Below are 18440 nucleotides of genomic sequence, written 5' to 3' on the forward strand. Positions count from 1 at the left end.
CCGGGCTTCGACTTGGCGCGGGCGGCTCAGGAGGCGGGGCATGCGGTGACCGCGGCGCCCGGCGCCTCGGCCGCGGTCACCGCGCTGACCCTCTCGGGCCTGCCGGCGGAGCGCTTCTTCTTCGCCGGTTTCCTGCCCAATGCCCGGGGCCAACGCGCCAGCGCGCTGTCCGAGCTGGCCGCGATCCCGGCGACGCTGATCTTCTACGAATCGCCCCGACGGCTGGCGGCGATGCTGGCCGCTGCGGCCGAGGCGCTGGGCCCCGAGCGCCCGGCGGCGGTCTGCCGCGAGCTCACCAAGCGTTTCGAGGAGGTGCGCCGCGGCAGCCTCGCCGAGCTCGCCGCGCAGTACGAGAGCGCCGCGCCCAAGGGCGAGATCGTGGTGCTGATCGGCCGCGGCCGTTCAGAGGATGTTAGCGAAGACGTGCTCGAATCGGCCCTGCGCGCGGCGCTAGCCGAAATGTCGGTGCGCGACGCCGCAGATCACGTGTCGCGCAGCTTCGGGGTGGCGCGGCGCCCGGTCTACCAGATGGCGATGCGGGTCAGGGACGATGCTGAGGGCTGAACGGGTCGAGGCCGGCGGCCGCGCCGAGCTTTCCGGCCGGGCCGCCGAGGCAGCGGTGGCGGCGGAATATGCCCGCCGCGGCCACCCGGTCGCGGCGCGGCGCTGGCGCGGCGCCGGCGGCGAGATCGACCTCGTGGTAAGCGACGGCGACGGGCTGATCTTCGTCGAGGTCAAGCGCGCCGCCAGTTTCGCCCGCGCCGCCGAGCGGCTGAGCGACCGGCAGATGCGCCGGCTCGGCGCCGCGGCGGCGGAATACCTCGCCGGAATGCCCCGCGGCGCGCTGACCCCGGCGCGCTTCGACGCCGCGCTGGTGGACGGGCAGGGCGCGGTCCGGCTGGTGGAGAACGCCTTCGGCCTCTGAGGCGTGCGGCTGCCGCGGCGGGAACCGACGCCGGCCGGCGGCGGTGCCGGCCGGCGCGCGCCGCGCGCCGTGCCGCGGCCCCGTGAGAGGCCGCCCGCGCGGGCGGAGACTGCGGCCCGTGACAGGCCGCCCGCACGAGCGGAGACCGGCGCCGATAGATAGCGGAGCCCTGGGCGCGGCGCGCCGGTGCAACCCCGTGCCCGAGCTGGTGCGCGAGGCGACCGACGAGCGGATCCCCGGGCGCGGCGCGCCGGTGCAACCGGGATCCCGAAGAACCGCCCCCGCGCGGGCGGAAACCCGTCGCGCCGGCCCGGCGGCCGGGGGCGCGTCGCCGCCCGCGCTGGGCCGCCCGGCGACGCCGTCCGCCGCCCGCCACTCGCCGCCCGGCCCGCAGGTTGCGGCGGTTGCCGCGGCGTGGCCCAGGGGTTGGGGACGGTCGCGCCGCCTCCGCCCGCGCCCCCGCCAGGCGCGCGGCCATTGCCTCGGCCGCCGGCATGCGCCATCTGTCCGGCAAGGACAGATGCGGAGACCGCCATGAAGATCGCCTTTCAGATGGACCCGATCGGGCCCATCGACATCGACGCCGACAGCACCTTCCGGATCGCCGAGGAGGCGCAGGCGCGCGGCCACGAGCTGTTCTACTACACCCCCGATCGCCTCGCCTTCGAGGAGGGCCGGATCACCGCGCGCGGCCAGGATCTGCGGGTCGCCCGCCAGCGCGGCGCCCATGCCGAGCTGGGCGAGATGCGCGCCGTCGACCTCGCCGAGTTCGACGTCGTCTGGCTGCGCCAGGACCCGCCCTTCGACATGCACTACATCACGACGACGCATCTGCTGGAGCGGCTGGGCCCGCACACGCTGGTGGTCAACGACCCGTTCTGGGTGCGCAACTCGCCCGAGAAGCTCCTGGTCCTGAACTTCCCCGAGCTCACCCCGCCGACCACCATCGCCCGCGACCTGGCGACGCTGAAGGCGTTCCGCGCGCGCCACGGCGACATCATCCTGAAGCCGCTCTACGGCAATGGCGGGGCGGGCATCTTCAAGCTGCATGCCGAGGACCGCAACCTGTCGTCCCTGCACGAGATGTTCACCGGCTTCTCGCGCGAGCCGCTGATCGCGCAGAAGTTCATCCCGGCGGTGACCAAGGGCGACAAGCGCATCATCCTGGTCGACGGCGAGCCGGTCGGCGCCATCAACCGGGTCCCGGCCGAGGGCGAGGTGCGCTCCAACATGCATGTCGGCGGCCGCCCGGAGAAGGTCGGCCTGACCGAGCGCGACCGCGAGATCTGCGCCACGATCGGCCCGATCCTCAAGGAGAAGGGCCAGATCTTCGTCGGCATCGACGTGATCGGCGACTGGCTGACCGAGATCAACGTGACCTCGCCCACCGGCATCCAGGAGCTCGAGCGCTTCGACGGCATCAACGTCGCGGCGCGGATCTGGGAGGCGATCGAGGCGCGGCGGCCGTGACCGGCGCGGCGCGGGCGCGGCGGTGAGCTGGCAGGCGCGGCTCCTGGCCTGGCCGATGCGGCTGCTGGTCAAGCCGCTGCTGGCGCGGATCACGCGGCCCGACGCCTTCGCCGCCGACGCCCACATGGCGACGCATCTGCTGCGCCGGCCGCCCTTCCTGCGCCGCAGCCGCGGCCGCGACGGGCTGTCCTGGATCGCCGCGGGAGAGACCCGGCCGCGCGCCGCGATCCTGTATTTCCACGGCGGCGGCTATGTCGCCGGCAGCGCCGCGGGCTACGAGGGGCCCTTGGGCCGGCTGTCGCTGCTCGCGGAGCTCGAGATCTGCGCGCCCGATTACCGGCTGGCCCCGGCGCATCCCTTTCCCGCCGCCTTCGATGACGCGGTGGCGGCCTGGCGGACGCTGCGCCGGCTCGGCTACCGCCCGCACGACATCATCCTGGGCGGGGATTCGGCCGGCGGCGGGTTGGCGCTGGCGCTCTTGGCGCATCTCTGCGGGCGCGGCACGCCGCCGCGCGCCGCCTTCGCCTTCTCGCCGTGGACCGATCTGGCGATGACCGGCGCCAGCCTGACCGAGAACCGCGCCCGCGACGCGCTGCTGCCGGCGGGGCGCATGGCCGAGGTGGTGGCGCTCTATCTCGGCGAGGCGGCGCGCGACGATCCCCGCGCCTCGCCGCTCTATGCCGAGTTTCCCGGCTGCCCGCCGGTGCTGCTGCAATACGGCGAGGCGGAGATCCTGCGCGACGATTCCCGCCGCATGGCCGAGCGCCTGCGCGGCTTCGGCGCCCGGGTGACCGAGGAGGCGCTGCCCGACGTGCCGCATGTCTGGCACCTGCTCGACGGCATGCTGCCCGAGGCCCGCGCCAGCCTCGAACGCGCCGCCGCCTTCTGTCAGGCCTCCTTCGCCGAGAACAGCCGGTAGCTCAGCGCCTCGGCCAGGTGCGGCCGGGTCACCGGGCCGCTGGCGTCGAGATCGGCGATGGTGCGGGCGACCCGCATGACCCGGTGATAGCCGCGCGCCGAGAGCCCGAACCGCTCCGCGGCGCGGCGCAGCAGCGTCCGCGCCTCGGCGTCGAGCGCCGCCACCGCGTCGAGCAGCGAGCCCTCGGCATCGGCATTGGTGCGCACGCCGTCGCGGTCGGCATAGCGCTCGCCCTGGCGCGCGCGCGCCGCCGCCACCCGCGCCGCCACCGCGGCGCTGGCATCGCCGGTGGCCGGCGCGTCGAGACCGGCATAGGCCACCGGCGGCACCTCGATGCGCAGGTCGAAGCGGTCCATCAGCGGCCCCGAGACCCGGCCGAGATATTCCTCGCCGCAGGCCGGGGCACGCGGGCAGGCACGGGCGGCGTCGGGCAGCTGGCCGCAGCGGCAGGGATTGGCCGCCGCCACCAGCTGGAAGCGGCAGGGATAGCGGCTGTGGGCATGGGCGCGGGCCACCATGACCGTGCCGGTCTCGACCGGCTGGCGCAGCGTGTCGAGCACGCCGCGCGGGAATTCCGGCAGCTCGTCGAGAAACAGCACGCCGTTATGGGCCAGGCTGATCTCGCCCGGGCGGGCATTGCGCCCGCCGCCGATGATCGCCGCCGGGCTGGCGGTGTGGTGCGGATCGCGGAACGGGCGCCGGCGCGAGATGCCGCCGGCATCGAGCAGCCCGGCCAGCGAATGGATCATCGAGGTCTCCAGCGCCTCGGCCGGCGAGAGCGGCGGCAGGATGCCCGGCATGCGCGCCGCCAGCATCGACTTGCCCGATCCCGGCGTGCCCACGAAAAGCAGGTGGTGGCGCCCGGCCGCGGCGATCTCGAGCGCCCGCTTGGCGCGTTCCTGGCCGCGCACATCGGCCAGGTCCGGTCCGAATTCCGGCGCCGTGACCTCGCCGGGGCGGCAGGGGGCGAGCACGCTCTGGCCGCTGAAATGGCGCACCACCTCGAGCAGCGAGGCGGCGCCGATCACCGCGCAGGCCTCGACCCAGGCGGCCTCGGCTCCGGAGGCGCGGGCGCACAGCAGGCTGCGCTCGGTCTCTGCCGCCGCGAGCGCTGCGGGCAGGGCGCCGGGCACCGGGCGCAGCGTGCCGTCGAGCGCCAACTCGCCCAGGGCCACCACGCCCTCGGCGGCGTCGGCGGGGAGGATCTCCAGCGCGGTCAGCAGGCCGAGCGCGATCGGCAGGTCGAAATGCGACCCCTCCTTGGGCAGGTCGGCGGGCGACAGGTTGATGGTGATGCGCTTCGAGGGCAGGGCGATCGACAGCCCGGCCAGCGCCGTGCGCACCCGGTCGCGCGCCTCCGACACCGCCTTGTCCGGCAAGCCAACTATGGAGAAGGCCGGCAGGCCCGGCAGGACCGCGCATTGCACCTCGACGAGCCGCGCCTCGACGCCCACGAATGCGACCGTGTAGGTCCGTGCGACCATCGCCCCGCTCCACTTCGACCGGGGATGGTGGGCGCCCGGGGTTACCGTCCGGTTAACGCTTCACCGACGGCCGCTAAGCCCGCCATGCGCGGCGGATTTCCATTGCCGAGCAGCGGTCCGCACTATGGCATATCGAAAGAAAGTCGAGGTTTCGCGCAACTTTTTTGCAACCAAGCGTCCGCTCGTCGCGTTTGCGCTTCATACGAGGTGCGACGGGCCGACCCTTCCGGGCACCCCGCGGACCTGACCCTGGGGAGCGACGATGGCATTGGATTCCTTTAACGATCAGACCCTTTCCCGCCGCGCCATGAAGGCCGAATTGCTGGATGCGGAAACCGAATTGCGGCTCGCCTATGCCTGGCGCGACGAACGCGACGAAGCCGCGCTGCACCGTCTCATCACCGCCTATATGCGCCTCGCCATCTCCATGGCCGCCAAGTTCAAGCGCTACGGCGCTCCCATGAACGATCTGATTCAGGAGGCCGGGCTGGGTCTGATGAAGGCCGCCGACAAGTTCGATCCGGACCGCGGTGTCCGCTTCTCGACCTATGCCGTGTGGTGGATCAAGGCGTCGATCCAGGATTACGTGATGCGCAACTGGTCGATGGTGCGCACCGGGTCAACGTCGTCCCAGAAGTCCCTGTTCTTCAACATGCGCCGCGTCCAAGCCCGGCTCGAGCGGGAGGCCGCGGCGAGCGGCGAGACGCTGGACCGGCACCAGCTGCGGCAGCTCATCTCGACCGAGATCGGCGTGCCGCTGCACGATGTCGAGATGATGGAGGGCCGGCTTTCGGGCTCTGACTATTCCCTCAACGCCACCCAGTCGGTAGACGAGGAAGGGCGCGAATGGATCGATGCGCTGGAGGACGACGCCGCGCAAGCCGCGGAGCTGGTCGAGAACAGCCACGACACCGAACGCCTGCGGGCCTGGCTGCTGAACGCGCTGAACAACCTCAACGACCGCGAGCGCTTCATCGTCCGGGAGCGCAAGCTCCGCGACGACGCCCGCACGCTGGAGAGCCTCGGCAACGAGCTGGGTCTGTCCAAGGAGCGGGTGCGCCAGCTCGAGGCCGCGGCCTTTGCCAAGATGCGCAAGGCGCTGGAGGCCCAGTCCCGCGAGGTGCACGCCTTCCTGTCGTGACGCTCCGCCCCCTCATCGCCGCCGGCCTGCTGATGGCCGGCGTTGCCGCGCAGGCCCCCGCCGCAGAATGGTCGGGGGCCGATATCGTGTTTTTGGGCGAGATCCACGACAATCCCGGCCATCACGCCCGCCAGGCCGAGATCGTGCGGGAGCTGAACCCGCGGGCCGTGATCTACGAAATGCTGACCCCGGAACAGGCCGAGCGGATCACCCAGGGTCTGGTCTACGACCCGGTGGCGATGGCCGAGGCGCTCGAATGGGAGGAGTCCGGATGGCCGGATTTCTCCATGTATCACGATATCTTCATCGCCGCTTCTCAGGCAGAGCATGAGGGCGCCGGGGTGCCGCGCGAGGCGGCGCGGGCAGCGCTCGAGCGCGGCGTCGCCGCGGCCTTCGGTACCGCGGAAGAGGCCGCGGCCTACGGGCTCGACGCGCCGCTGCCCGCAGCGGAGCAGGCCGCGCGCGAGGCCGAGCAGGACGCCGCGCATTGCGGCGCTCTGCCCGAAACTGCGCTGCCCGGCATGGTGGCGGTGCAGCGCCTGCGCGACGCGGTGATCGCGCGCGCCGCGCTCGAGGCCTTTCGCCGCCATGGCGGGCCGGTGGCGGTGATCACCGGCAGCGGCCATGCCCGGACGGATCGCGGCGCGCCGGCCTACATCGCGCGGGTCGCCCCCGAGGTCCGGGTCTTCGCGCTGGGCCAGGGCGAGGCCGGCGGCGGCGCCCCCGCGGGCGGCTTCGACCGGGTGGAAACCGCGGCGCCGGTGGCGCGCGGCGATCCCTGCGACGCCTTCCGCTGAGCGCAGCCGGCCCGCGCCGCCTTGTCCTCCCCGGGCGCTGCGCCTAGGCTCCGCGCGATTTGATGCGGGGGTGGGAACGTCATGCTGGCGGGCAAGCGGATCCTTCTGATCATCGGCGGCGGCATCGCCGCCTACAAGGTGCTGGACCTGATCCGGCGGCTGCGCGAGGCCGGCGCCGCGGTGAGCCCGGTGATGACCCGCGCGGCGGAGGAATTCGTGACCCCGCTCTCGGTCTCGGCGCTGGCCGGGGAGGCGGTGCATCGCGACCTCTTCGACCTGACCGCCGAGGCCGAGATGGGGCACATCCAGCTCAGCCGCGCCGCCGACCTCGTCGTGGTGGCGCCGGCCACCGCCGACCTGATGGCGCGGATGGCGCAGGGCCGGGCCGACGACCTTGCCTCGACGCTGCTGCTGGCGACCGACACGCCGGTGCTGCTGGCCCCGGCGATGAACGTGCGGATGTGGACCCACGCCGCGACCCGCCGCAACCGCGCGGTGCTGGAGGGCGACGGGATCGGCTTCGTCGGCCCCGAGGACGGCAGCATGGCCTGCGGCGAGTTCGGCCCCGGCCGGCTGGCCGAGCCGGAGACCATCCTGCGGGCGATCCGCGGGGCGCTGGGCGCTGGCACCCTGACGGGGCGCCGCATCGTCATAACCTCGGGGCCCACGCATGAGCCCATCGACCCGGTGCGCTACATCGCCAACCGCTCCTCGGGCGCGCAGGGCAGCGCCATCGGCGCGGCGCTGGCGGCGCGCGGCGCCGAGGTGGTCTTCGTCACCGGTCCGGCCAAGGTGCCGCCGCCGGCCGGCGTGCAGGTGGTGGCGGTGGAGACCGCCGAGGAGATGCGCGCCGCGGTGCTCGAGGCGCTGCCCGCCGATGCCGCGATCTTCGCCGCCGCGGTGGCCGATTGGCGCGTCGAGGGCCGCTCCGCCTCGAAGCTCAAGAAGACCGCCGGCGGCGCCCTGCCGGATCTGTCCTTCGCCGAGAATCCCGACATTCTCGCCGAGGTGTCGCGCCTTGCCGAGGGCCGTCCGCGCCTCGTCGTGGGCTTCGCGGCCGAGACCGATGACGTGATCCGCCACGCCACCGAGAAGCGCGCCCGCAAGGGCTGCGACTGGATCCTCGCCAACGACGTGCGCCCCGCCACCGGCATCATGGGCGGCAGCGAGAACGCCGTGACCCTGATCTCCCAGGATGGGGCCGAGGACTGGCCGCGCGCCGGCAAGGACGCGGTGGCGGCCCGGCTCGCCGACCGGGTGGCCGAGGCGCTGGCCGCTGCAGACCGGGAGGCGGGCGCATGAGCGGTGTCGAGGTGAGCTTCGTCTGGGAGGACGGTGCCGACCGCAGCTTCGGGCCGCCCAGCTACGAGACCGCGGGGGCGGCGGGCGCCGATCTGCGCGCCAACCTGCCCGATCGCGGCAGCCTGACGCTCGCGCCCGGCGGCCGCGCGCTGGTCCCGACCGGGCTGCGGCTGGCGCTGCCCGCGGGCTTCGAGGCGCAGATCCGCCCGCGCTCGGGCCTCGCGCTCAAGCACGGCCTGACCCTGCCCAACGCCCCCGGCACGATCGACGCCGATTACCGCGGCCCGCTCGGGGTGATCGTGCTGAATGCCGGCGCCGAGCCCTACACGATCGGCCATGGCGACCGCATCGCGCAGCTCGTCGTGGCACCGGTGGTGCAGGCCCGCTTCGCGAGCGTCGAGACGCTGGACGCGACGCCGCGCGGCGCCGGCGGGTTCGGCTCCACCGGGGCGGCCTAAGGTGGCGCTGGTTCTGGCCCTGGCTGCGCTCCTCTGGGGGCTTGGCGCCGTCCTGAAGGTGCCGCGCGCTGCCCGCGGCTACATGCTGGGCCTGCTCTTCCTGGCGGTGCTGGCGCTGCACCTGGTCCTGCCCGCCGGCCATCCCCTGCGCGCGGCCACCGGGGGCGCGGCGGCGCCCTGGCTGATCCTCGCGGGTGCGGTGGCGCTGGTGCTGGCCTACCGCGCCGGGCTGCGCCGGCTGCGCCGGCAGGCCGAGGCCCGCGAGGCCCGCGACGCGCCGGCGCCCGCGCGGCCCGGCGCCTTCGGCGCGGCCGAGCTTGACCGCTATGCCCGCCACATCGTGCTGCGCGAGATCGGAGGCCCCGGCCAGAAGGCGCTGCGCAAGGCCCGGGTGCTGGTGATCGGGGCCGGGGGGCTGGGGGCGCCGGCTTTGCAATACCTCGCCGCGGCGGGGATCGGCACCATCGGGGTGATCGACGACGATGCCGTCGAGAATGCCAACCTGCAGCGCCAGGTGATCCACCGCGACGCCGATATCGGCATGCCCAAGGTGTTCTCGGCCGAGCAGGCGATGCTGGCGCAGAACCCGCATGTTGCGGTGCGCCCCTATCACCGAAGGCTGACCGAGGAGATCGCCGATGCGCTCTTCGCCGAGTACGACCTGATCCTCGACGGCACCGACAATTTCGCCACGCGCTACCTCGCCAATGCCACCGCGGTGGCCCAGGGCAAGCCGCTGATCTCGGGCGCGCTCAGCCAGTGGGAGGGGCAGATCTCGGTCTTCGATCCGGCCCGCGGCGCGCCCTGCTACCGCTGCATCTTCCCCGAGGCGCCGGCCCCGGGCTTGGCGCCGTCCTGCGCCGAGGCCGGGGTGCTGGGACCGCTGCCCGGGGTGATCGGCGCGATGATGGCGGTGGAGGCGGTGAAACTCGTGACCGGCGCTGGCCAGCCGCTGCGCGGCGAGATGCTGATCTACGACGCGCTCTGGGGCGAGACCCGCAAGATCGCGCTGCGGCCGCGCGCCGATTGCCCGACCTGCGGCGGGGCGGCGCGCGTCGCCTCCGGCGGAACCTGAAAGATCAGGCCGCCGGCAGGCGCCCGGTCGCAACCTCGGTGAGGCGCCCGAGGATCCCCGTCCGGGCCGCCATGGCGCGCCGCGCAAAGGCCAGGATCTCGGCTGTCGCGTCGATGCCGCTGGCGCTCTCCCCGGCGCCGCCGAACCAGTGATGCGCGCCGGCCTCGGCGCGGACCAGCCGGCATCCGGCCCCGGCGCCGGGATCGCGGCCGATCTCCTCGGCGATGCGGGCGGCATTGTCGGCGTGCACCACGTCGTCGGCGCCGCCCTGCAGCACGAGGACCGGCGGCGGGACCGGGCGGATCGGCGGCAGGGCGGGCAGCGGCGCGTCGAACTGGCCGCGCATGGCGCGCCGGGCCGCGGGACCGTCGGCGGCGGTGCCGGTGGCGACGCCGGAATGCACCGCGATGCCGGCGAACAGCTCGGGATAGGTGCGGCGCAGCACCATCGCCATGGCGGCGCCGGCGGAGAAGCCGGCCAGCGCGATGCGGCCGTCGGGCAGGCCCAGTTCATACGCCGTGACGGCGATCATCTCGGCCAGGATGGCCGGCTCGCCGGTGCCGCGCATCTGGTGGCGCGGCCGGAACCAGTTCCAGCAGCGCAGCAGGTTGGCGCGGTCGTCCTGCTCGGGATAGAGCACGGCCAGGCCATGCGCCCCGGCGCGCTCGGACATCCCGGTCAGCGCGGCGAAGCCCTCGGCGGTCTGGGTGCAGCCGTGCAGCATCACCATCAGGCCGCGCACCGAGCGCCCCCGGGGCAGGTGCAGCCGGTAGGCCCGGGTTCCCGCCTCGCAGGCAAAGAGCGTGCCGGCGGCGGAGCGGGGGCCGCGCTGCGGCAGGCCGCGCAGCGCGATCACGGGGTCCCCCGCGGGGCCGGGGTCTGGACGGGCAACGGTGTCATGGGCGCGGAACTCCAGGGCCCGCCCGGGGCGGGACGTTTCTGCAAGCGCACAATCGGCGGCGCCGAATTGCTGCATTGCAGAAACGCGGTTTCCCGGCGGCTGTTCCCGCCGCCATGCCTTCCGCCGCGGCAGGCCCGAGGACCGGCCCGCAGGATCAGCAGGTGTAGTTCAGGCCGAGCCGGCCGCCATCGGCGTAGATCGTCTCTCCGGTGATGTAGCTGGCATCGTCGCCGGCCAGGAAGGCCACGATGCGGCCGATCTCCTCGGCCCGGCCGACGCGGCCCAGCGGGGTGCGGGACAGCACCCGCGCCATGGCCGCGGGATCGGCGTTCACCCCGGCCATCATCTCGGTGTCGATCGAACCGGGGCCCACGGCGTTGACGCGGATGCCGTGCGGCGCCAGCGCCAGCGCCGCCGCCTTGGTCAGCTGCCGCAGCCCGCCCTTGGAGGCGCAGTAGGAGGCGATGGCGGGGATCGCCACTTCGGCATTGATCGAGGACATGTTGACGATGGCGCCGGCGATGCCGTGGGCCACCATCGTGCGCGCGGCGCGCTGGGTGGCCACGAAGGGCCCGACGAGGTTGACGTCGAGCACCTGCCGGAACGCCTCCACCGGCATCTCGAGAAAGTCGGCCGGACGGGCGATCCCGGCATTGTTGACGAGGATGGAGACCGGTCCGACCTGCTCCTCCACCCGGTCGAAGAGCGCCGCGATGGCGGCCGGGTCGCCCATGTCGCAGACCTCCGCCACGGCATCGCCGCCCAGATCCCGCGCCGCTTGCCGCACCCCTTCGGCATCGATGTCGACCAGCACCAGGCGGGCGCCGCCCTGGGCCAGGGCGCGCGCGCAGGCCAGCCCGATTCCCCGTGCGGCCCCGGTGACGAGGGCGATCTTTCGGTCGGTCATGGGCGGTCTCCTTCGCTGCGTGGGGATGATCGGCCCGGCCGTGATGCCCGAACCGGGCCGGCGCGGCAATGTTTCGTCCGGGTCCGGTCCCGGGTTCGAATCTTTCAACCCTCAAGGGAATTTCGCAAGCCCGGCCCTGCGGAATTTACGCGGCGTCCGGTTTGCATCGGTTATGCTGGCAGGTGCAGACTCCGCGCCACCCGGCGCCGGCAGAAGACCAATGATCGGCGCCGCGAAAAGTCACATGGGAGGTCCAGTCACATGGCCAATCACCGTCTCGCGTTCGCCGTCTCGGCTGCCGCGATGCTTCTGGGCGGCGCCGTTTCGGCGCAGACGCTCGTCTATTGCTCGGAAGGCTCGCCCGAGGGCTTCGACCCGGCGCTCTACACCTCCGGCACGACCTTCGACGCCTCGTCGAAGAACGTCTACAACCGCCTCGTCGAGTTCGAGCGCGGCACCACCGAGACCGTTCCCGGCCTGGCCGAGAGCTGGGAGGTCAGCGAAGACGGCACGACCGTCACCTTCAAGCTGCGCGAGGGCGTGAAGTGGCAGGAGACCGACTTCTTCAGCCCGACCCGCGACTTCAACGCCGATGACGTGATCTTCACCTTCGAGCGCCAGCGCGATGCCGAGCATCCCTACCATTCCGTCTCGGGCGGGACCTGGGAATACTTCAACGCCATGTCGATGCCCGACCTGATCGAGAGCATCGAGAAGGTCGACGACTACACGGTGCGCTTCAACCTGACCCGGCCGGAAGCGCCGTTCATCGCCAACATGGCGATGGATTTCGCCTCCATCCTGTCGAAGGAATACGCCGACCAGATGATGGAAGCCGGCACGCCGGAGATGCTGAACCAGCAGCCGGTGGGCACCGGCCCGTTCGAGTTCGTGGGCTACCAGAAGGACGCGGTGATCCGCTTTGCCGCGCATGAGGACTACTTCCGCGGCGCCGCGCCGATCCAGAACCTGGTCTTCGCGATCACCCCGGATGCCAGCGTGCGCTACCAGAAGCTGCAGGCCGGCGAATGCCATGTCATGCCCTATCCCAACCCGGCCGATCTCGAAGCCATGCGCGGCGACGAGAATGTCGAGCTGATGGAGCAGGAGGGCCTGAACGTCGGTTATCTCGGCTACAACACCAAGATGGAGCCGTTCGACGATCCCAAGGTGCGCAAGGCGCTCAACATGGCGATCGACAAGCAGGCGATCATCGACGTGGTGTTCCAGGGCGCCGGCAAGGCGGCGACCAACCCGATCCCGCCGACCATGTGGTCCTACAACGACTCCGTCGAGGACGATCCCTACGATCCGGAAGCCGCCAAGCAGATGCTCGAGGAGGCCGGGGTCACCGACCTGTCGATGAAGATCTGGGCGATGCCGGTGCAGCGGCCCTACAACCCCAATGCCCGCCGCATGGCCGAGCTGATCCAGGAGGATTTCGCCCAGGTCGGCGTCGAGGCCGAGATCGTCTCCTACGAGTGGGGCGAGTATCTCGAGCGCTCGAAGGCCGAGGACCGCGACGGCGCGGTGCTGCTCGGCTGGACCGGCGACAACGGCGATCCGGACAACTTCCTCGCCGTGCTTCTGGGCTGCGACGCGGTCGGCGGCTCGAACCGGGCCCAGTGGTGCCACGAGCCCTTCGACGAACTGGTCCAGAAGGCCAAGGTGACCTCCGACCAGGAGGAGCGCACCAAGCTCTACGAAGAGGCGCAGGTCATCTTCAAGGAGCAGGCGCCCTGGGCCACGATCGCCCATTCGGTGGTCTTCAAGCCGGTCCGCCCGGAAGTGAAGAACTTCAAGATCGACCCGTTCGGCGGTCACATCTTCTACGGTGTCGAACTGGCCGAATGACCTGACGGGAGGCCGGCGCCTGCGGGGCGCCGGCCGCTGGGGGGGGGGGGGGGGGCGCCGCGTTCCCTGACCGCCCCCTCCCGCCCTTCCGATTACTTTCATGCAGACGCATCGCGGCTGACGGGGCAGAGTGTCCCGGCGATGCCATGCGTGCGCACCGCGATCCGAGGAGTTCCGGCCGATGCTACGCTTCGTGCTGTCACGCCTGGCGACCTTCGTGCCCACCTTTCTGGGCGTCACCATCGTGTCCTTCATGTTCATCCGCCTGCTGCCCGGCGACCCGATCGCGCTGCTTGCGGGCGAACGCGGCGTGAGCGCCGAACGCTACGACGAGCTGGCGGCGCAGTTCGGCTTCGACCAGCCGCTTTGGAAGCAGTATCTCGACTACCTCGCGGGCGTCTTCCAGGGCGATCTCGGCACCTCGTTCGTGACCAAGCGCCCGGTGCTCGACGAATTCATGGCGCTGTTCCCGGCGACGCTGGAACTGGCGGTCTGCGCCATCCTGCTGGCGGTGCTGCTGGGCATCCCGGCCGGCGTCATCGCCGCGGTGAACCGCGGCAAGTTCTTCGACCAGGCGCTGATGACCACGGCGCTGGTAGGCTATTCGATGCCGATCTTCTGGTGGGCGCTGCTGCTGATCATCGTGTTCTCCTCGGGGCTCGGCTGGACGCCGGTCTCGGGCCGCATCTCGCTGATGTACTTCTTCGACACGCCGACCGGCTTCATGCTGATCGACAGCCTGATCTCGGGCGAGAAGGGGGCCTTCCGCTCCGCCGTGTCGCACCTGATCCTGCCGACCATCGTGCTGGCGACGATCCCGCTCGCGGTGATCGCCCGGCAGACCCGCTCCGCCATGCTCGAGGTCCTGGGCGAGGATTACGTCCGCACCGCCCGCGCCAAGGGCCTGGCGCCGCTCCGGGTCAACGGGTTGCACGCGCTGAGGAACGCGATGATCCCGGTGGTCACGGTGATCGGCCTGTCGGTCGGCACGCTGCTGGCCGGCGCCATCCTGACCGAGACGATCTTTTCCTGGCCCGGCATCGGCAAGTGGATGGTCGATTCGATCTTCCGCCGCGACTACCAGGCGGTGCAGGGCGGTCTTCTCCTGATCGCCGTCATCGTGATGGTGGTGAACCTGACGGTCGATGTCCTCTACGGCCTGATCAACCCGAAAATCCGCAAGGGCTGACCGATGTCCGACGCAAGCTCCGCCTCCGCCCGCCGCCTCGTCCAGACGCCGCCCAGCCGGCTGCACGATTTCTGGCACTCCTTCGCCGAGAACCGCGGCGCGGTGTTCGGCCTGGTGATCTTTCTGGCCTTCCTGCTGGTCGCGATCTTCGCGCCGCTGCTGGCGCCCTACGCTCCCAACGCGCAGTTCCGCGACCACCTGCTGCAGCCCCCGGTCTGGGAGGCCGGCGGCTCCTGGGAATTTCCCCTCGGCACCGATCCGCTGGGCCGGGACATGCTGTCGCGGCTGATCCACGGCGCCCGCTTCTCGTTCTTCATCGGCGTCGTGGTGGTCGGCATCGCGTCGTTCTTCGGCGTCATCGTCGGGGTGATTTCGGGCTTCGCGCCGAAATGGGCCGACACGCTGATCATGCGGGTCATGGACATCGTGCTGTCCTTCCCGTCGCTGCTGCTCGCGCTGGTGCTGGTGGCGATCCTCGGGCCGTCGCTGATCAACGCGATGATCGCCATCGCCGTCGTTCTGCAGCCGCATTTCGTCCGCCTGACCCGTGCCGCGGTGCTCTCCGAGCGGACCCGCGACTACGTCACCGCGGCCCGCGTCGCCGGGGCCGGGCGGCTGCGGATCATGTTCAAGACGGTGCTGCCCAATTGCCTCGCGCCGATCATCGTGCAGGCCGCGCTGTCCTTCTCGACGGCGGTGCTCGACGCCGCGGCTTTGGGCTTCCTCGGCATGGGGGCGCAGCCGCCGACCCCCGAATGGGGCACCATGCTGGCCGAGGCGCGCGAATTCATCCTGCGCGCCTGGTGGGTGGTGACCTTCCCGGGCCTCTGCATCCTCGCCACGGTGCTGGCGATCAATCTCATGGGCGACGGTCTGCGCGACGCGCTCGATCCCAAGCTGAAGCGGAGCTGATCCATGGCGCTCCTCGAAATCCGCAACCTCTCGGTGGACTTCGCCACCTCCTCGGGGCCGTTCCGCGCCGTCGACGGCATCGACCTGAGCGTCGAGCCCGGCGACCTGATGGCGATCGTCGGCGAATCGGGCTCCGGCAAGTCGGTCTCGATGCTGGCGGTGATGGGGCTTCTGCCCTGGACCGCGACGGTGACCGCCGATGCCATGCGCTTCGACGGCCACGACCTGCGCAACATGAGCGCGCGGGCCCGGCGCAAGATCATCGGGCGCGACATCTCGATGATCTTCCAGGAGCCGATGTCGTCGCTCAACCCGTGCTTCACCGTGGGCTTCCAGATCCGCGAGAGCCTGAAGAAGCACACCGATCTCGACCGCAAGGGCCGCCAGGAGCGCGCCGTCGAGCTGATGCGGCTGGTGGGCATCCCGGCGCCGGAAAAGCGGCTCTCGGCCTTCCCGCACCAGCTGTCGGGCGGCATGAGCCAGCGCGCGATGATCGCCATGGCGCTGGCCTGCGAGCCCAAGCTCCTGATCGCCGACGAGCCCACCACGGCGCTCGACGTGACGATCCAGGCGCAGATCCTCGAGCTCTTGACCGGGCTGCAGGAAACCACCGGCATGGCGCTGATTCTGATCACCCACGACATGGGCGTGGTGGCCGAGACGGTGAAGCGGGTGCAGGTCCAGTATGCCGGCCAGAAGGTCGAGGAGCAGGAGGTCGGCGCGCTGTTCGACGACCCGCACCATCCCTACACCGCGGCGCTGCTCGCGGCGCTGCCCGAACGCGCCACCGAGCGCCGGCTGCCGACCATTCCGGGCGTCGTGCCGGGACAGTTCGACCGCCCCGAGGGCTGCCTGTTCTCGCCGCGCTGCCGCTTCGCCGATGCCCGCTGCAAGGCCGTCCAGCCGGTGCCGGCACCGCCCGAGATGGGCCGCGCGCTCTGCCATTATCCGCTGCTGAACGGCCAGCCCACCAACCGGGAGAATGCCTCGTGAGCGACGCCATCCTGCGCGCCGAGAACCTCCAGCGCCATTACGAGATCGGCGGCGGGGCGTTCCGCGCCGCCGCCACCGTCCGCGCCCTCGACGGCGCCAGCTTCGAGCTGCGGCCCGGCCGCACCCTCGCCGTGGTGGGCGAATCGGGCTGCGGCAAGTCCACGCTGGCCCGCGTGGTGACGATGATCGAGCCGCCCTCGGGCGGCAGCCTCGAGATCGAGGGCCGCGCCGTCGGCCCCAGGGGCGCCGCCCGGGACCGCGACCTGCGCGCCACGGTGCAGATCGTGTTCCAGGACCCCTACGGCTCGCTCAATCCGCGCCAGACCATCGGCGACACGCTGATGGAGCCGCTGCTGCTGAACCGGCCCGACGTGTCGAAATCCGAGCGCGAGGCCAAGGCGCGCGAGATGCTGCGTCTGGTCGGCCTCCGGGAGGAGCATTTCGAGCGCTACCCGCACATGTTCTCGGGCGGCCAGCGGCAGCGCGTGGCGGTGGCCCGGGCGCTGATGCTGGATCCGAAGATCCTCGTCCTCGACGAGCCGGTCTCGGCCCTCGACCTGTCGATCCAGAGCCAGATCCTGAACCTGCTGAACGACCTGCAGGAGCGCTTCGGGCTGGCCTACCTGTTCATCAGCCACGACCTGTCGGTGGTGCGCCACATCGCCGACGAGGTGATGGTGATGTATCTCGGACGCCCGGTGGAGACCGGCCCCAAGGACCAGGTCTTCGGCAATCCGCGCCACCCCTACACGCGGGCGCTGCTCTCGGCCACGCCGGTGGCCGATCCGCGGGCGCAGAAGAACCGCATCAAGCTCGAGGGCGAACTGCCCTCGCCGATGAACGTGCCGCCGGGCTGCCCGTTCAACCCGCGCTGCTGGAAGGCGACCGACCGCTGCCGCGAGGCCTTTCCGCCCTACGAGGGCGCCGAGCACCGCTTCGCCTGCTACCACCCCGAGGGCGACTGACGGCGCGGCAATCCGCGGCGATCTGCCCCCGGGGCCCGCTTTGGCCTTGAACCCCGGGGGCAAACCGAACACATCTTCGCCCCGTGCGAAAAAAGGGCGACAGGCGATGAGCGAGACCAGCCAGACCACAGCGATCCTGACGGGCATCAAGCCCACCGGGCACATCCATATCGGCAATTATTCCGGCATGATCCGCCCGACGCTGGACCTCTTCGCCGGCAATCCCGGCGGCCGCAACTATCTCTTCATCGCCAATTACCACGCCCTGAACTCGATCGGCGACCCGGCCGCGGTGCGCCAGTTCACGCACGAGATCGCCGCCTGCTTCCTGGCGCTGGGGCTCGACCTCGAGACCACCAGCTTCTACCGCCAATCCGACGTGCCCGAGGTCTTCGAGCTGACCCAGGTGCTGTCCTCGGTGACGCCCAAGGGCCTGATGAACCGCGCCCATGCCTACAAGGCGGCGGTCGACGCCAATGCTGAGAAGCCCAGCGCGCAGCCCGATGACGGCGTCAATATGGGGCTCTTCACCTATCCGATCCTGATGGCCGCCGACATCCTGCTCTTCGACGCCGACATCGTGCCGGTGGGCAAGGACCAGATCCAGCATGTCGAGTTCGCCCGCGACATCGCCGGCTACTTCAACCGCCGCTACGACACCGAGTTCTTCAAGCTGCCCGACCATTCGGTGCAGAAGGACGCCGAGGCGGTGATCGGGCTCGACGGGCGCAAGATGTCCAAGAGCTACGGCAACGTCATCCCGATCTTCGGGGAGCCCAAGAAGAACCGCAAGCTGATCAACAAGATCGTCACCGACAGCAAGCAGCCCGAGGAGCCCAAGGACCCCGACGCCTCGACCATCTTCCAGATGTACCGGGCGCTCGGCAATCCGGCCGAGGTGGCGCATCTGCGCGCCCGCTTCGAGGATGGCGGCATGGGCTACGGCGAGGCCAAGCGCATCCTCGCCGACAAGGTCGACGAACTCTTCGCAGAGGCCGGCGCGCGCTACCACGACTACCTCGCCGATCGCGGCGAGCTCGAGGCGATGATGGCGCGCGCCTCGGCCCGGGTGAAGGAGGAGGCGGCGGCCAAGATCGCCGCGATGCGCGACATCGTCGGCACCTGAACCCGCCGGGCCGCGCTTTCGC

Annotated in this window: 18 protein-coding genes; 15 read left to right on the forward strand and 3 right to left on the reverse strand. The window is 71.5% G+C overall.

Features of this window, described 5'->3' with window-relative positions; genetic code table 11:
• From rsmI to ACXYMW_RS10095, 4 genes are all read left to right on the forward strand, one after another.
• On the forward strand, window positions 1-564 hold a 564-nt coding region (gene rsmI / locus ACXYMW_RS10080; protein WP_459035189.1), incomplete at its 5' end, for a 16S rRNA (cytidine(1402)-2'-O)-methyltransferase.
• Complete coding sequence (locus tag ACXYMW_RS10085; protein WP_459035190.1) at window positions 551-925, forward strand: YraN family protein; 375 nt, start codon at window positions 551-553, stop codon at window positions 923-925. The genes rsmI and ACXYMW_RS10085, both read left to right, overlap by 14 nt.
• Window positions 926-1459: 534 nt before the next feature.
• Window positions 1460-2395 (forward strand): glutathione synthase, encoded by a 936-nt coding sequence (gene gshB, locus ACXYMW_RS10090; RefSeq protein WP_459035191.1) that lies wholly within the window; start codon window positions 1460-1462, stop codon window positions 2393-2395.
• A 22-nt stretch (window positions 2396-2417) separates the two neighbouring features.
• The gene (locus ACXYMW_RS10095; protein ID WP_459035192.1) at window positions 2418-3314 is read left to right on the forward strand and encodes an alpha/beta hydrolase; all 897 of its coding nucleotides are present in this window, start codon (window positions 2418-2420) and stop codon (window positions 3312-3314) included.
• Here ACXYMW_RS10095 and ACXYMW_RS10100 read toward each other — a convergent pair.
• Complete coding sequence (locus tag ACXYMW_RS10100; RefSeq protein ID WP_459035193.1) at window positions 3284-4798, reverse strand: YifB family Mg chelatase-like AAA ATPase; 1515 nt, start codon at window positions 4796-4798, stop codon at window positions 3284-3286. The two genes, ACXYMW_RS10095 and ACXYMW_RS10100, sit on opposite strands and share 31 nt — an antisense overlap.
• A gap of 262 nt (window positions 4799-5060) precedes the next feature.
• On the opposite strand from ACXYMW_RS10100, the gene ACXYMW_RS10105 reads away from it, so the two are divergent.
• The 5 genes from ACXYMW_RS10105 (at window position 5061) to ACXYMW_RS10125 (ending at window position 9571) form a co-directional block, all read left to right on the forward strand.
• A complete protein-coding gene (locus tag ACXYMW_RS10105) occupies window positions 5061-5939 on the forward strand; it encodes an RNA polymerase factor sigma-32 (protein WP_459035194.1) in 879 nt (292 codons plus the stop codon).
• Complete coding sequence (locus tag ACXYMW_RS10110; protein WP_459035195.1) at window positions 5936-6736, forward strand: ChaN family lipoprotein; 801 nt, start codon at window positions 5936-5938, stop codon at window positions 6734-6736. Before ACXYMW_RS10105 ends, ACXYMW_RS10110 begins: the two co-directional genes overlap by 4 nt.
• Window positions 6737-6817: 81 nt before the next feature.
• Window positions 6818-8038 (forward strand): bifunctional phosphopantothenoylcysteine decarboxylase/phosphopantothenate--cysteine ligase CoaBC, encoded by a 1221-nt coding sequence (gene coaBC, locus ACXYMW_RS10115; protein ID WP_459035196.1) that lies wholly within the window; start codon window positions 6818-6820, stop codon window positions 8036-8038.
• Complete coding sequence (dut, locus tag ACXYMW_RS10120; RefSeq protein WP_459035197.1) at window positions 8035-8496, forward strand: dUTP diphosphatase; 462 nt, start codon at window positions 8035-8037, stop codon at window positions 8494-8496. The genes coaBC and dut overlap by 4 nt, the downstream gene beginning before the upstream one ends.
• 1 nt (window position 8497) lies before the next feature.
• A complete protein-coding gene (locus tag ACXYMW_RS10125; protein WP_459035198.1) occupies window positions 8498-9571 on the forward strand; it encodes a HesA/MoeB/ThiF family protein in 1074 nt (357 codons plus the stop codon).
• A 4-nt stretch (window positions 9572-9575) separates the two neighbouring features.
• Here ACXYMW_RS10125 and ACXYMW_RS10130 read toward each other — a convergent pair whose 3' ends face one another.
• Window positions 9576-10427, reverse strand: a complete 852-nt coding sequence (locus ACXYMW_RS10130) for an extracellular catalytic domain type 1 short-chain-length polyhydroxyalkanoate depolymerase (RefSeq protein ID WP_459035199.1) — start codon at window positions 10425-10427, stop codon at window positions 9576-9578.
• 199 nt (window positions 10428-10626) lie between these two features.
• Window positions 10627-11379 carry an SDR family NAD(P)-dependent oxidoreductase gene (locus tag ACXYMW_RS10135; protein WP_459035200.1) on the reverse strand — a complete coding sequence of 251 codons (753 nt, stop codon included), beginning with the start codon at window positions 11377-11379 and terminating at the stop codon, window positions 10627-10629.
• Between the two features lie 303 nt (window positions 11380-11682).
• Here ACXYMW_RS10135 and ACXYMW_RS10140 point away from each other — a divergent pair, with 303 nt between their 5' ends.
• The 6 genes from ACXYMW_RS10140 to trpS all read left to right on the forward strand — a co-directional run bounded on the left by ACXYMW_RS10140 (window position 11683) and on the right by trpS (window position 18418).
• Window positions 11683-13233, forward strand: a complete 1551-nt coding sequence (locus tag ACXYMW_RS10140; RefSeq protein ID WP_459035226.1) for an ABC transporter substrate-binding protein — start codon at window positions 11683-11685, stop codon at window positions 13231-13233.
• A 181-nt stretch (window positions 13234-13414) separates the two neighbouring features.
• Window positions 13415-14422, forward strand: coding sequence for an ABC transporter permease subunit (locus ACXYMW_RS10145; RefSeq protein WP_459035201.1), 1008 nt, complete (start codon window positions 13415-13417; stop codon window positions 14420-14422).
• A gap of 3 nt (window positions 14423-14425) precedes the next feature.
• A complete protein-coding gene (locus tag ACXYMW_RS10150; RefSeq protein WP_459035202.1) occupies window positions 14426-15334 on the forward strand; it encodes an ABC transporter permease subunit in 909 nt (302 codons plus the stop codon).
• A 3-nt stretch (window positions 15335-15337) separates the two neighbouring features.
• Window positions 15338-16327 (forward strand): ABC transporter ATP-binding protein, encoded by a 990-nt coding sequence (locus ACXYMW_RS10155; protein ID WP_459035203.1) that lies wholly within the window; start codon window positions 15338-15340, stop codon window positions 16325-16327.
• Entirely contained in the window at window positions 16324-17292 is a 969-nt protein-coding gene (locus ACXYMW_RS10160) for an ABC transporter ATP-binding protein (protein WP_459035204.1), read from the forward strand. The genes ACXYMW_RS10155 and ACXYMW_RS10160 overlap by 4 nt, the downstream gene beginning before the upstream one ends.
• Before the next feature lie 106 nt (window positions 17293-17398).
• Entirely contained in the window at window positions 17399-18418 is a 1020-nt protein-coding gene (gene trpS, locus ACXYMW_RS10165; protein WP_459035205.1) for a tryptophan--tRNA ligase, read from the forward strand.
• The last annotated feature ends 22 nt before the right edge of the window (window positions 18419-18440 follow it).

This window comes from Roseivivax sp. CAU 1761 (assembly GCF_054482755.1).